We start from the raw sequence: 14,609 nt of genomic DNA, 5'->3' as shown, positions 1-14,609 counted from the left end.
ATCCGTGTGGGCGACCTGGCGGCTGGAGCCGTTGGACTTTGGATACCCGACGACGTCGACGAAGAGATTGGGCCGAGCCCACCACCAAGCTCTGCTGCAAGCGTTGAAGGGAGAGTCCATGCTGATCTCCTCGATCGCTACGACGTCTCCTGCTGCGGTAGTGCAGCGGATGATCGAGGGGGTGGATCTGCAAGCGAACCCTATGTGGCTTGACACTGCCGAGCTCACGCTTGGAGCGCTCGAGAGTATCCATCTTGGAGAGCGCACGTTCTGGTTGGCTGCACCGTTGAGGGCAGGTGGCGTCGGGCAGGGGCTGCGGATGTCGATGCGCGCAAGTCAGATCCAGTTCCGTGAAGAGCTGGCTCTGCCGCGTTGGCGGCCGTCGCAGGAGGACATGCGGGGAGCGTTCGAGGCGGCGGCCGCTCTCGAGGAAGCACTGCCTGCAGCGTTTAGCCCTCGTCGAGCGTCCGTAGCGGAGCAACTGTGGGTGCAACGGCACGCTCAACTGCGAGGTGTGGTTGATGACACTTTGGCTGCGCCGGAAGTTGTCTCCAGTGGATTTGAAGCCTCCGAGATCGCTGCGGGCCCTGGCGTGACTGCGCCTGTGGTCGACGAGGGCGGCGTCTCTGAACTGAAGTCTGTGCGGGAGCGTTCGGCACTGTTGGACCGAAGGTTCGTGAAGATCATGACCCCGGACCAGGAGGTGCCTTCCTATCAAGTGGCGCAGCCGCTTTCGCGCACGCCCAAGGCTGGGTGGACCTTTCCTGGCAACGAATACCTCATGTGGGTGGACTCGATGCCGTTTGACGTCGATTACGTTGTTCGTCTCACAGTGTCAGCTGCCTCTGCTGCGAAGCGAAAAAACGCGAAGCGGGAGAACGAGTTGCGTGACCAGGTCTTTCAGTACAGTGGCGGCGATCAGGGCATTACCGGCGCTGTGAATGAGCTCACGATGATCAGCCAAGATCTTGCCGACTACCAGGCGGCGTTGGACGTTTCAGCACGAGAGGTCTCGGTACAGCCAACGATCGTTTTCTATACATCTGGACAAACTGCCGAGATGGCGAAGAAGCGCGCTCAGACCTTGGCGAGTGAACTGAAGCGATATGAGTTCCATTTGGATACCCCGCTCGGGGGCCAAGAGTCTCTGTGGTGGGCAGGAATTCCAGGTGTGCCGGCGTCTCGGATCGTACGCGAGTACGAGCAGCTCTCCACGGGGCGGCAGTTCGCAACAGCTCTTCCTTTGGTTGGTTCGAAGCTGGGCGATCCAACGGGATTCCTCATTGGCCACGCGCGGTCGACGGGCCGCAATACACCGGTGTTGCAGGATCCAACACGGACGGTCGAAGGCAACCGTTCGGGGTCGTTTGGCATCATCGGTGAGCTCGGCAGTGGCAAGACGTTCACGTTGATGAGCATCTGTGGCTATATGTACGCTCGCGGCGCCAACTTGGTTGTCATCGACCCGACAGTGAAGCGCGAGTACGCGACGTTCATTCGATCTCTGACGGACGATCCCATCGTCGTTGATGTGCTGGAGCCGCAAGTGAGCTTGGACCCGCTGCGGGTATTCCCAGCCGAAGTGGCATCCCGTGTGACTCAGACTCTCATCGCTACGTTGCTTGGCATCGGCTTGCGTCATAAGGACGCTCCAACATTGTCCAGATACCTGTCGCAGTCATTTCTGCAGCGTGAGGGGATTTCGAGCCTGGAGCAGCTGCGACAGGCACTCGCAAGTGCTGAGGGAGACGAGGCAGCCGTGCGGATTGCGGCACTGCTGGACATGATCGCAGACAAGGACATCGGCAAGGTCCTGTTCGATGATTCCTTGCCGGCGGTCGATCTGCAGCGCCGGGCAGTGGTGTTCTGCACATCGGGGCTCGAACTGCCTTCGGACCAGGATCTTTCCAACGAGCGCATGTTCGAACAGATGTCGATCGAGAAGACCGTGGGATACGCGCTGTATGCGCAGATCGCACAGATCGCGCGCGAGCTGTGTTTTGAAGACAGGTCGCGGATGAGCTTGTTCGCTACTGATGAGGTGAAGCGACTCACTTCCAGCCCGAAGGGGGTGCAAGTTGTTGAGGAGTTCGTGCTCGATGGGCGAAAGCACAACGCCATCATCGGGATGGCTGGGCAGGACGTCAGTCACCTTGGCAATGAAACGATTCGAGGCTTCCTCCCAGTTCGTTACGTGATGAGACAACCGGAAGCGCAGTTGGCTCGTTCAGCAGCGCAGTGGGTCGGGCTCGACGCTGAAGATCCCGAGGTGGTCAGCATGATCCAATACCAACTCTCGCCAACAGATCCCAAGACAAAGAAGCCGATCGCTGGGCGAGAAGGAGAAGCGATCTTCCGCGATGCGATGAACCCACCGCGGATTGGACTGATTAAAGTTGCAGCCCCGGCCAGTCCGGAGATCCTGCAGGCGATGGACACACGCCCGAGCCAGGAACGGACACGAGCATGAACGTGTTGCTCTCGCCCGCTACAGAGATGTGGACCGCCGCGCGCCGGTTCTACTTCTGGTGTCACCGACATCCGGTTGCTGGTGGCAGTTTTCTGGTGGTCGTCTTCGTTTGGGCTCTGATGCTGATTGCAGCAGCCCCGGCCTATGCCGAAGCCGCTGCTAACGCTGTCTCACTCACGGATTCACACGGTGTGCCGATTGATGCGTACCAACTGTTAGCGATCGAGCTGCATCGGACGCCGATCTTGAACACACTCGCCCCGAATGAGTGGTTGTGGACCGAATTCTGGAAGCTGTCGGTGGAGGCGTCGCGGTCGTTCATCGAAATGATGGCGTTTGTGCTTGCATTCGAATGGATTGATTGGGTTGCACTCCCCGTGCAGGCCGTTGCAGCTGCCTTGCACGAAGTCATCGGAAACGCTGGCTGGATACCGTTTGCGCTCTCATTGACAGCGTTCGTGGCGGGAATAGCAATTTGGTCGGGTCGCACCGGAAGCGGCGTCCTGGAGATACTGTCGGCGGCGTTCGCTGTCGCTCTCTTGGGGGGTGCGCTGGCCGACCCGACGCAGTTCCTGGTGCGTGAGGGTGGCGGGTTCGACACGATGCAACGCTGGGGACAGGAGCTGTCGGAGGCCATCGTGGGTGGCCGGGAAGCCCAGTTCGGCGATGCGATCACCCAACCCCTTGTCGACATTCTCGTTCGCATGCCGTACCAAATGGTTAGCTTCGATCGGATGATCGATGGCTCCTGTGAAGATACCTTCACTGACATCATGATGTCTCCCAAGGTGACTGAGGACAACTTTGTGTGGCAGGAGGTTGCGAAATGTAATCCGGCAGCCGGGGCGTATGTAGAGAGCGGGAGCCCTCGAGTTCTCTGGTTGTTGCTGGTTGCCGGCACCGGCCGACTAGCAGTACTTGTGCTGATTGGCGTTCTATCGCTGATCTTCTTTGTTTTGGTGGTATTCGCGCTCTGGCACTCGGTCATGCTCGTTGTCGGACTGTTCAAGGCTCTGCTGCCGGGGAACCGACGGATGGCGTGGAAGGCCGGGCTGGGGATGATGGTCAGCTTGCTCAGCATGCTGGTCGTGCTAGTTCTGATGGGGTCGCTACTTCGTGTGGTGGTTGACTTCATCAACCAAGCTCTCGAGGTCGCTTCCTTTGAGCTCATCATGTTGGCGCTGACGTCACTCCTAGGCGTTCTGGTTGTGGTCACGATCATCGCGGTCCACCGGATGTTGATGGCAGCGAAGGCCTCGGGTAGCTGGCTCGGAAGGCTCGGTGTGGCAATGCCGGAGGTGCCGCAGTCGAATGTTGGTGCTCGAGCCGCGGCTATGGCACACACCGGCATGCAGCTGGCGAACACTGCGGCCAACGTTCACCAATCAAAGAAAATGCAAGACCTGAGCGGCGGAGAAAAGGCCGCTTCTCAGGTCACTTCGGGAGAGTCTGGAGGAGGATCACCGAAGCCAGCTACCGGGGCGACCCCGCCGCCACTCGAAGCCAAATTTGAGTCAATGCCAGAGTCGTCGAAACCGTCACCGGCGCCGACTGGCCCGGGGTCATCTGCGACAACTCCGGAAGATTCGGCGTCGACGCCCACCCGGTCAAATAGAGCGAGGTCGGCGTTGAAGTCTGGTGCGAAGATTGCGCTGTCAGCTGCAGCATCCGGCGGCACGGCTGCTGTGGTTACTGCGGCGGGTGAGCTTGGTGCTGGAGCTACGGGAGCTTGGAGCGACCGCGCGGCAGCGGCGGCTAGTGCTGAGAGTCCACCGCGGCGAATCGCTGTGGACTCGACGGGGCAGGGGCTGGTGCTTTCTCCGCAATCTTCACCGCCGCTGAGCGAGGGGCAGGTCCCCGCGACATCCCCGCAGGTACTCGAGCTCAGGAAGCAACTCGAGTCAGTACGGTCGTCGACGAGTGGCTCCGAGTAGGGGCTAGCAGTGAGGCAGAAGGTATGGGTGGTTGCTGTGATCGCCGCGGTGTTGGTCCTGGCGATTCCCGTCGCAGCCATGGGCGTAATCGGCACAGCGGTGGTGCTCTTTGCCAGTGGCGAAGGGAGCGAGCAATCGGGGGTGTGCGCTCCTATTGAGTCGACAGCGATGACAGCAATTCCAGGGCCGGGGTCGACGGAGATTTCATTGCAGGAGGAACAGGTCGCAAACGCTGCAGTGATCGTGCACGTGGGATCTGAGGCAAAGATTTCCCAGGCTGGAGTGCTGATCGCGTTGATGGTGGCGCTGCGCGAATCGACACTGCGCAATCTTGCAAACCCGACGGTGCCAGAATCGCTCGAGTATCCGCATGAGGGTGAGGGAAGCGATCTCGACAGTGTCAACGTGTTCCAGCAACGGCCGTCTGCGGGCTGGGGCAGCGTTGAAGAATTGATGACTCCCCGGTACGCGGCTGAAGCGTTCTTCGGCGGCGATGACGGTCCTAACCAGGGAAGTCCGCCTGGTCTGCTGGACACTGCCGGGTGGGAACAGATGGAGCTGGGAGAGGCGGGCCAGGCTGTTCAGGATTCTGCCCATCCTGAGGCCTACGACCAGTGGCGGCCGACCGCTCAGCATCTTTTGCAAGAGCTCGGTGGATCCTGCAGCACCGGAGTCTCAGCTGACGGGTGGACGAACCCAGCCCCAGGGCAGATCACCGGCACGTTTGGTCCACGGGGAATCATCTGCACGGGCGGGATCTGCACTCCCGCTTTTCACGATGCCGTAGATATCGCCAACGCCGCCGGCACCCCGGTCGCCGCAGCAGCAGCCGGAACGGTCTCGGCCGTCTATACCGAATCTATGGGCGGCAACATCGTCGAGATTGATCACGGCGGGGGCGTGACCACCCTCTATGCGCACCTACTCGAGGGGTCGTTCGCTGTTGCACAAGGTGAAGAAGTAGCAGCTGGGCAGACTATTGCGCTGATGGGATCAACAGGATCCGCCTCCACTGGTCCGCACCTGCACTTCGGATTGAGGATTGACGGCACGGCAGTCGACCCTATGACATTCATGGAAGAACAGGGCGTCACGCTCGGCACGAACTAACCACAAGTGGTGCGGGCCAGAAGCTGATCGCGGGTGTGATCTCTAGGCCCGCATCGTTGTGTCTAGAGCGATGATACGTGCTTTGCAAGGTGCTTCGCTCGCTTCCGCTTTCACTTCGTACGCAGAGCGAGCGTACCACCGCTGTCAAGTACGGAGCAAGAGGTAATGGCAGAAGTATTCGCCAGGAGCCGTCAGCAGATGGCGTAGCCACTTGCAGTCACCAGAAGGTGGCACCAACAGCAAGCAGCAGCTGGGGGAAGAAGAAGGTGTTGGCAGGAGCCGCATCGGTCCCCAAAGAATCTTTCAACAATTTTGTCCCAGAAATGGGTCTGCGCACGTACTGAGAGAAGTATGAGGAAAGGAATGACCATGCGTAGATCCCATCGAGGCGGTTCCCAATGAGCAGCACAACACTTGCCCAGAAACACGACAGCCGGCAAGAGCATCTTTGGTTGCATGTCAGCGGCCGTCTTCGCTGCAGTAGCCACGTTGATGACACCGCTCGACAGCGGCTCGTTCGAGGCCGTGTTCGAGGCTGGGTTCCGGGAGAGGGCGGCCATTGGTGGCAGTTGGCAGAGCAAGACGTCATCGATTGGTCAAATGGGACCGATGAGGTGCCCGCGTGCGACGTCTGTGGTTCGCGAGGCCGCTACGGGGGCCGCGCATCGATGACTCCTGTGAGGGTCTGACATGACGAAGCGGAGCGATACTGAAGCAGAGCAGGTGCTGTTGGATAGGCTGCCGCCTCGGCGCCGCAGCTGGGTGCTTTCCTGTTTTTTGGTCGTGGCAGTGGCCGCGATCATGTGGGCACTCCTGAAGCTCACCGGTCAAGAGGCGCTGAGTTGGGTACTGGTGGTCGTCACCGTGGCTATGGTCGCAGGGGCCATGGTGTTCGGGCTGCGTGCCGATCGGCGTGCAGAGATCCTCGACGCGTTCATCGAGTCCACTTGGCGGCGACTTGGGTGGAAGGCCCCCCACCGCAGCATGGTGAAGCACACCAGTTGGACCGGCGGTTGGGTTGGTTTCCCCAGCAAGCTGCAGCTGCGGTATGCGTCGTCGATCGACGACGCGGATCCGGGGTTCTCCGCGATGGTGTTGGAGAACGCTGAACGCAGATTCGGTCAGACCTATCGAGTCGTTCCCCGTTCCGCATCGCTTTGGCGTCCGAAGAGAGCTGGTCATCTCATGCTCGCGCAGCGCGACCAGGAAGACTCAACTCGAGACGAGTGGGAAGACAAGACCGAGCGATTCGTGCATCAGTTGCTCGGTGCTTCGGCGAAGGTTGCAACCACCATGAAGGATGGCACGCCAGCGACGATCGAAGTAGAGCACTCCATGGGTGCGAAGGTCGCCCCATCTGGCTACCGTCAGAGGCTCGAACGAACGATCTTCGCTATGGTGCCCGGGCGCTGGCGAGCGCACTGGGATCTCTCGGCTGAACGAGTACGGTTCGAGCTGCGTCCGGATCTGCCGTCAATGGTGCCGCACGAACCGCAGCCTCTGCCGGACGCAGTCGACACCTACGGTCGGTACCGAAACTTCACGGTCGCTGTCGGCGTCGACGAGGATGGCCGGCACGTCTATTGGGAACCGATCATCAACGCGCACGGACTAGTTACCGGAGGAACCGGAAAAGGGAAAGCGCTGGCACTGTCAACGAACATCCCCACCCCTACGGGCTCGGCACGAATGGGAGATCTCCGTGTCGGTAGCAAGGTGCTCGGCCGCGATGGACGCCCATGCACTGTTACTGCTGTGTTTGACGTAGCATCTCCGACTCTGTATCGGGTAACGCTCTCCGACGGGCAGCAGGTAATAGCCGACGGCAATCATCAATGGGTCGTCTCTCGATTCCATCATCGGAGGATCCCAGCCAACGAGAAGCGCAAGCGTTCGATAGCTACAGCGACTGCGCGCGAAGAACACTCTCAGTGGCTGCTGGCCATAGCCAGCCAGTACGAGCCAGACGAATTCTCGACGTGGGCCCAACTCGGTTCGCTAGTGCTGCCCCTCGGAGCGTGGAAGGACGAAACCGCCCTTAGGTCAGCTTTGAAGATGGTGGACATCGTCGGCAGGAAAATGCCTGCTCACGGAGGTTTCCAAGTAGTGCCCACGGGCGCAGCGCTCCGGGGCTTGGCCGCGAGACTCCAGCAGATGAATGAGAACGTTCGGACGTTGGAGATCGGCGAGGAAGTCCTGTCGACAGAGGAAATGCTTGCGGTGGGCATCCGCGGCCAAGGAGGCCGAGCGGAGTTCTCAATCAAGACCCCAACTGCCTGGCAGCTCCCAGAAGCAGAGCTCCGTATCGATCCCTATGTGCTGGGTGTCTGGCTCGGTGACGGAACGTGCAGGAAGTCAATCGTGACGACGTCGGAATCAGATCTCCCTTCCTTGCTGCAGGAATTTGAAGGAGGAGGCTTCGTTGAGCATTCACGAGCTGCACCCACTGCTCCGACAACGATTGAGATGGGATTTGTCGAGGCATCAACCGGTCAAAGCCTGCATGCGTGCCTGAAGCAGGCAGGCTTGCAGGCAGATGGAGCGAAGCTCGACAAGCGTGTTCCCCCGGAGTATTTACGATCGTCTCGAGAACAACGACTGGCCGTGTTGCAGGGGCTCATGGATGCCGACGGGGGTATCACGGAGGCTGGGCAGTGTGAGCTAACACTGTGCAAATCGGATCTCGCCGCCGATGCTCTGGAGCTAATACGGTCGCTCGGGATCAAAGCGACCGTGAAGATCTCCCCGGCTCAACTGACAGAAGCAGACCCAGATCGACCAGGCGAGAAGCGCCGCAGGGTGACGGGCAATAGACACCGCATCAAGTTCACCACGGATATTCCTGTGTTCCGTCTCGCACGAAAGTCCGTACGGCTGCCATCGTCATTGCGACCGACGCAAACGATGCTGTACATCAAAGACATTGAGCAGCTCGCGCGAGAAGATGCAGCATACGAGCCTGCTCGTTGCATCACAGTGAACAGTGATGACTCGACCTATTTGGTTGAGGGGTCGATACCCACTCATAACACTGCGTTGCTGCACACGTTGACGACAGCGCTATGCCGCGCGGATTTCCGGGTGTGGATTCTCGATGGCAAGCGCATCGAGTTCCTCGGGTTCAGAGACTGGCCCAACGTTGAGCTCGTCGCGTCCAGGATCGAGCACCAGGTTCGGATGTTGCTGGCGGCGCATGACGAGATGGAACGCAGGTATGCGCTGATTGAAGAAGGGAAAGCGCGACTCAGTGATTTTGAGCCGCTGTTTGTCATCATCGATGAATACGCGACCTTCAAAGAGAACGCCACACAGTGGTACTCCGAGGTTCGAGAGAAATCTGACCCGACGAAGCCAGCGGTGTTCGCTCGCATGGCCAACATTGCCCGGCTCGGGCGAAAAGCTGCGATCCACATGGTGGTGGGCTTGCAGCGACCGGACGTCGAGTTCCTAGGCGGCGAAATGAGGGACAATTTCGGTTGGCGGTTCTCGCTAGGGCGTCTGAGTCCTCAGGGCGCGAACATGATGTGGGAGTCCTACGTCATCGGTGTCACCTTGCCAACAAAGACCCGCGGTAGAGGCATCACGCTCGATGCGCGGGGCGAACCAGTGGAAGCCCTCGCTTTGTACACACCAGACCCGGGTGAGCCGCTGAGCGATTCGCAGCAGGAACAGATCGATGCGCTGCACCCAGCAAAAGTGACATGGCCACGAAAGACTTTCGCGGATCCTGACCCAAATCTGGATGACGACGACGGCGAGTCCGTCCCGGTGTACTCCGACTACGCGCAGTTGCGACTGGTCTCGTTCGAGACCGTGCAAGCGCAGCGGTCGGTGCAGATGGTGGAGGAGGAAGCTGAGCTCATCGTGTCACGAGCGGCCGCTGAGAATCAGGATGAAGCGACTGCAGAGGTCGACGACGAAGATCTGTTTGCCGAGTATGGTCCCGTCGACGAACAGCGACCGAGCGAGCTGCAACCGGGCCAGTTGGTGTTGGTCGACCCCGACTTGGATATGTGGGGGGTCGTCTCGCACGAGCCGGAACCAGACATGACGGACTCCGAACTGCTGCTCATCGAGTACCTCGATTTTGAGACCGGCGAAGAAGGTGGGATCTCCGTCGCGCTGTCCGAGCGAGTCCAGTACCGAGTCCCGAAGGAGGAATCATGAGCATCACCGTCTATTCCAAGCCAGCGTGTGTGCAGTGCACAGCCACCTGCAGAGCGCTCGATGACGCTGGTCTTGAGTACACACTGCTCGACGTCACCGCTGACAGCGTTGCGTTGGACACCGTTCGAAGCCTTGGGTACATGCAGGCGCCGGTCGTGGTGTCTGACGTGGGCCACTGGTCAGGGTTTCGGCCCGACCTCATCACTGAGCTGGGGAAGGCAGCATGAACAAGTCCTCGGATCACGACACGCTGGTACTGCTCTTCATCGGCGGTGTAGTCCTGATGGCGCTGGCTTCCTCTGGTGCCTTTGCACTGTTCTCGGAGATGGGCCGTAGCTGGATGCTTGAGCACCAGATACTCGTCACAGACTCAGTGCTGGTCCCGGTCGGTGGGGGTGCGGGTCTGGATCTTCTGCGGGTGGTGCTCATCGCTGCGTGCGTGCTGTTGGCCCTGGTTGCGGGTGTCGCGGTCGCTCGATCGCGAAAGCAGAAGCAGGAAGCGAGTCGACGATGAGAATCTGTCCAGCGGATCACGCTCACGGCGTGAATCTCACCTGCTACATCACTCACCGTTGCGGCTGTGATGAGTGTGTGCGTGCAGCTGCGCTCTATCGCCGTAAGCGGGCGCTGCGATTGGCAGATCCAGCCGCTCCACCGGCCTTCGTGCCGACGGAGGATGTCGCCTTGCATGTGGCCCGGCTGATGGATGCCGGCAGCACCATCGCCGGCATTGCTGCTGCAGCGGGTGTGCCTCGGTCGCTGCTCGAGCGCATTCGTGACAATCGGGCGTGGGGCAAGCGAGGCACCCGGTTCGCTGCGGCTTCCCGCATTTTGGCGCTGGTCCCGGATGATTCTCCAGCAGTGACTGAGGCGCAACTGGTGCCTTCGTTGGGCTTGCACCGACGAGTGCAGGCGTTGATGGTTGACGGGTGGCCGCTTCGCGCGATCGCTAAGGCTGCAGAGATGGAATACAGCTCATTGCGGGCCTCGCTCTACCGACCTCGAGTACGACTTGGCACAGTGCACAGGATCGATGCCATCTACCGGCACCCGCGCAAGATGCTGGCTGAGCAAGCTGGACCGGTGAGTGACACCGAGAGGCGGCGCACCAGCAGGGCGGCGCAGCGTCGCGGATATCTGCCCGCACTGGCATGGAACGATATCGACGCGGACGCAGGACCAATGGTTACGTCGGCGGACCTCGACGACGTCGACGACGTCGCTGTGGAGCTTGCAGCGCGAGGCCACACGATACCGCTGAGAAGCAAGGAGCGGGCCGCGCTGAGGCGGAGTCGCGCTCAGCTCACCGGACGTTGGGCAGCTTGATGCGTGGCCGGAGGAAGGTAGTCGCGGTTGGTGCATTCTTTACGACGGTGGCTTTAGCCGCGGTCGGCGTTGTTGTTTGGGGCGGTGAGCTCGACCGTGACCTCTCGGTATCCGTGGCAGCGCCTGATCCGATACAGAACGAGTCCGCGCAGATTGCGCTCGCCGAGCTCGCGCAGCTGGAGGAGGCGGAGTCAGAAGCGGCGATCGCTGACTATCGACGCGACTACTTCGGGGGTGGCTGGGCAACAGTCGGTGGTTGCTCGATCCGAAACCTTGTGCTCGAGCGAGATCTCGTCGACGTGCAATGGCTCGGTGCTGACTGCGTCGTCGCAGGCGGCACGCTTCATGATCCATACACGGGCAAGCAGCTGGAGTTTCAGCATGACGCCGTGGCAGAGGACACAAACCCGGGCAGCCAAGGCGTACAGATCGACCACGTCGTTAGCCTGCGCGCAGCATGGTTTGGTGGGGCGTACCTCTGGACTGCAGAAGAGAGGGAAACGTTCGCGAACGATCTAGATAACCTCGTTGCCGTCGACGGCCCTGCAAACAACAGCAAGAACGCTCTAGGGCCGTCTGACTGGTTCGTGCCAGAGAATGCTGCACATCGTTGCAGCTTCGCTACGCAGTATGTGCAGGTTAATGCCAACTGGCAGCTATCGATTTCTAATGCGGATCGAGCCGCGCTGCGCGCGCAACTGGAGCGGTGCGTATGAGCTCCGGCCGCATTGAGCTAACACGATTGTATCAATAATTGATACAATCGTGTTATGGCACTTAAAGATGTTCGCATGCTTGGCGAGATCGCTGAGTATCAATGGGGCATGGTCACTACTGCGCAGGCTGCAGAGATTGGTGTGTCTAGGCTCAAGATGTCTCAGCTGAAGGGGGCAGGTGTGCTTGAGCGAGTCGACCAGGGTGTGTATCGCATTGTTGGGTCCGCTCCGGAGCCGCACGAGGAGATCCTTGCTGCTTGGCTGGCAGTCAGTGGGGGAGACTTTGGGACACTCCAGTCTGATCCGGATGTTGTTGTTGCCGGTGTAGCGGCGTCGCAGATTCATGGGATGGGGGAGCTTGTTCTGTCCAGAATTGACCTGATTTCCGCGAGTGGAAAGCGCAGCAACCGCGCGAACGTTCGGATGCGGCGCGCGCCGAAGATCTCGGATTATTATGTGGGCGAATCTGGTGTTCCTACTATGACTCCGGCGCAAACGATCGCTGATCTCATTCTTGAAGTAGGGGATCTCTCCCTCGTGGGCGATACGCTGCAGGATGGTCGACGGCTCGGCATCGTCGACGAGTATGAACTGCTCGAGCACCTGGACCGTGTCGCTCCTGGTGTGAGGGCGAAAAGTGGGCGGGAGCTGCTCGAGCAGCTTGAGCTGTCTCGACTCGTCGCATGACCGAATCGGAGAATCTGTACAAGGACTGGCGCGGCCTAGAATCAGCCATTCAGCAGGGTGCGCGCCAGGCGGCCGCGGCCGCCGGCTCAAGTTCATCGGCATCGGTGAGTGATCGCAGAAGTCATGCGATTTACGATCGATTTCTTTCGCGAGTCTTTTCCGATGGAGCCGAATCCGGGTGGTTGCTCAAGGGAGGTATGGCGATGCTGGCTAGGGTTCCTGATGCGCGACGAACCAAGGATCTTGACCTTACGGTTTCGGGGCTCGAGCTCGATGAAGCGGTGCGGGACTTGGAGCAGCGAGCTGCGCGCGAGTTCGGTGACCATCTTCAGTTCACGATCGTTAAGCAGCGTCAGAACAGCGCGGCAGAACAGCAGCCGTATCGGGACGCCCGGCAGGTGCATTTCGTTGCGAGAGTCGGGGCGCGCAAAGTCGCGGATATCAAGGTCGACGTCGTGGTGGCGCCAGCTCCCATCGGTGAGGTCGAAGTGGTCGAACCAAGCGAGCGGCTCGCTCTTAGCCGAGCGCTGCCGGATTCGCCGTACCGGCTGTACCCTCTGGTTGACCAGCTTGCGGACAAAGTGTGCGCGACGATGAGCACCTATGGTGCAGCCAATCTTCGATCGACGAGAGTCAAGGACCTCGTTGATCTAGTGATTGCAGCGTCAACGCAAACGGTAAATCAACGCCAGCTGCAGCTCGCGATCGCCACCGAGCGTGTGCGCCGTCGGCTGCCAGATGACGCAGTGTTTGAGATTCCTGAGCATTGGGAGCAGCCTTATGAGCGGCTAGCGGGTGCCACTGCCGCGGTGAATGAGTACGCCACAATGAAGTCCGCTCGTGCGCTGGTCGATGAGTTCCTCGCTCCGGCACTCGGCCAGGATCGGGTGGCGCCGGATCTGGAGTGGCAACCGAGACTTGTGGCTGACGCCCCGGAAGGCACTGGCTGGGTCCGGCCGCATATGCGGGCTTCGGGACCTGTGCGGGGATATCAGCGCGGGGACAGTCTTTAGGCTCGGTGGAGCTATCGCGGGCCTAGCGGCGCGTGGGTTCTTCAGTGAGTGCGCGCGCCGCTAGATCTGCGCAGGGGAGAGATGTCCCGAGGCATGGGCCACTGTGGCGCGCTCGATCCAAAGTTCAGTGGCTGTGGTGAGTAGTACGGATCGTCCGTGAATCGAGTTCTGATCTCTCGTGTGGATTGCGGCGATCTCTGTTGCGGCAGTGTTTTTGGCGAGAGTGGGCATGTATCGCCCGTAGTAGAGATGGCTGCCGTCGTCGAGTGCTTCGGTGATGAGTCCCTGGCGCCGGTGAAGGAGCGACAGAATCTGTGGCTCTATCGGAAGCTCGGGATCGATCCAGTGCCGCCAGACCTGGCCATCAGTGGATATTAGTAGGGCGTGCAAACTGTACTCCTTGGGGTGAGGGTTGTGCGCGTGCGAAGACGATGGTGAGTGTTGTGTTTGGTGCTGCGGCGACCTCAAGCGTGTTGATCCAGTCGCGGTTGCTGAGGCGAATTTCGGCGGTGGAGTCGTCGATGAGGGCGACTCTCTCGTGCCAGGTGCCGGCGAGGTCTATGATTCCGACCATCCGTAGGACGGGGTCGATTCTGCCGTTTCGCAGTGGGCTCTGGAGACGGATGCGGAGATCCGTAGCAGTGATCTGGGAGTCTCCGAAGTGGTTGCGCGTCCACCAAGTGTCGACCTGTGCTTGGTCGAACACAGGGCTCTTTCCGTGCTGGAGCTGCGCGAGTGCCCCGGTGGCGTATGCGGTTGGGTCGAGCCCATTGGGCGTGACGACCCCGAGGTAATAGCGGGTCACGATGTTCCTCCGCGATCGATCTGACATTGCGTTGTGCGGGGAGGAGAGACGCTCGGAGTGCAAGGCCATGATTGTCAGATCGATAACCGGAGGAAACGATGTTTCCGAGCACTCCGAGCGCGCCACCGATTCTAGCCGGTGCGCCTGGCTCTCTGAATAAGGGTATGAATGCGCTGTCGCTCGACGCCAAGATGCCGGGCAATGGTTGCAGGACGGACACCAGCGTCGACGACAGCGAGCAGCAAGCGGTTGCGCTCGAGCGCTGCAGTTTTTGCGCTCTGCTCGACCGCGACGGACGCGGCATGTGCGGCTGCGAGTTGGTCGAGCGGTGCGTTCGCGAGCGCGTCGTGGGGGCTGGTTTTTTTGGGCATTTTTCTCCGG

12 protein-coding genes are annotated in these 14,609 nt (G+C 60.3%); 11 read left to right on the top strand and 1 reads right to left on the bottom strand.

The window, feature by feature from the left end; translation table 11 throughout:
• Positions 1-118 precede the first annotated feature (118 nt).
• The 10 genes from CZ674_RS04765 (at position 119) to CZ674_RS04720 (ending at position 13,423) form a co-directional block, all read left to right on the top strand.
• Entirely contained in the window at positions 119-2,470 is a 2,352-nt protein-coding gene (locus CZ674_RS04765) for an ATP-binding protein (RefSeq protein WP_159456901.1), read from the top strand.
• Entirely contained in the window at positions 2,467-4,404 is a 1,938-nt protein-coding gene (locus tag CZ674_RS04760; protein ID WP_086991392.1) for a hypothetical protein, read from the top strand. The genes CZ674_RS04765 and CZ674_RS04760 overlap by 4 nt, the downstream gene beginning before the upstream one ends.
• Positions 4,405-4,431: 27 nt before the next feature.
• Positions 4,432-5,514: a M23 family metallopeptidase gene (locus tag CZ674_RS04755; RefSeq protein ID WP_086991391.1), complete on the top strand. Its 1,083-nt coding sequence runs from the start codon at positions 4,432-4,434 to the stop codon at positions 5,512-5,514.
• A 690-nt stretch (positions 5,515-6,204) separates the two neighbouring features.
• Positions 6,205-9,681: an LAGLIDADG family homing endonuclease gene (locus CZ674_RS04745; RefSeq protein WP_086991389.1), complete on the top strand. Its 3,477-nt coding sequence runs from the start codon at positions 6,205-6,207 to the stop codon at positions 9,679-9,681.
• A complete protein-coding gene (nrdH, locus tag CZ674_RS04740; protein ID WP_086991388.1) occupies positions 9,678-9,908 on the top strand; it encodes a glutaredoxin-like protein NrdH in 231 nt (76 codons plus the stop codon). The genes CZ674_RS04745 and nrdH overlap by 4 nt, the downstream gene beginning before the upstream one ends.
• Positions 9,905-10,195, top strand: a complete 291-nt coding sequence (locus CZ674_RS04735) for a hypothetical protein (RefSeq protein WP_086991387.1) — start codon at positions 9,905-9,907, stop codon at positions 10,193-10,195. The genes nrdH and CZ674_RS04735 overlap by 4 nt, the downstream gene beginning before the upstream one ends.
• A gap of 29 nt (positions 10,196-10,224) precedes the next feature.
• Positions 10,225-11,007, top strand: a complete 783-nt coding sequence (locus CZ674_RS14135; protein WP_159456899.1) for a hypothetical protein — start codon at positions 10,225-10,227, stop codon at positions 11,005-11,007.
• Positions 11,007-11,723 (top strand): HNH endonuclease family protein, encoded by a 717-nt coding sequence (locus CZ674_RS04730; protein WP_234988435.1) that lies wholly within the window; start codon positions 11,007-11,009, stop codon positions 11,721-11,723. Before CZ674_RS14135 ends, CZ674_RS04730 begins: the two co-directional genes overlap by 1 nt.
• A 54-nt stretch (positions 11,724-11,777) precedes the next feature.
• Complete coding sequence (locus CZ674_RS04725; protein WP_086991385.1) at positions 11,778-12,410, top strand: type IV toxin-antitoxin system AbiEi family antitoxin domain-containing protein; 633 nt, start codon at positions 11,778-11,780, stop codon at positions 12,408-12,410.
• On the top strand, positions 12,407-13,423 hold the full coding sequence (locus CZ674_RS04720; RefSeq protein ID WP_086991384.1) for a nucleotidyl transferase AbiEii/AbiGii toxin family protein: 1,017 nt from the start codon (positions 12,407-12,409) through the stop codon (positions 13,421-13,423). Before CZ674_RS04725 ends, CZ674_RS04720 begins: the two co-directional genes overlap by 4 nt.
• 364 nt (positions 13,424-13,787) lie before the next feature.
• Here CZ674_RS04720 and CZ674_RS04710 read toward each other — a convergent pair whose 3' ends face one another.
• Complete coding sequence (locus CZ674_RS04710; protein ID WP_143244639.1) at positions 13,788-14,228, bottom strand: hypothetical protein; 441 nt, start codon at positions 14,226-14,228, stop codon at positions 13,788-13,790.
• Between the two features lie 164 nt (positions 14,229-14,392).
• Here CZ674_RS04710 and CZ674_RS14360 point away from each other — a divergent pair.
• Positions 14,393-14,609: hypothetical protein (locus CZ674_RS14360; RefSeq protein ID WP_234988428.1), on the top strand; the 217-nt coding region annotated here is incomplete at its 3' end.

Origin of the sequence: Agrococcus casei LMG 22410 (genome assembly GCF_900163565.1) — a bacterium.
Taxonomy (GTDB): Bacteria; Actinomycetota; Actinomycetes; order Actinomycetales; family Microbacteriaceae; genus Agrococcus; species Agrococcus casei.
The sequence above is the reverse complement of the archived record's forward strand: the minus strand, read 5'-3'. Positions and strand labels throughout refer to the sequence as shown.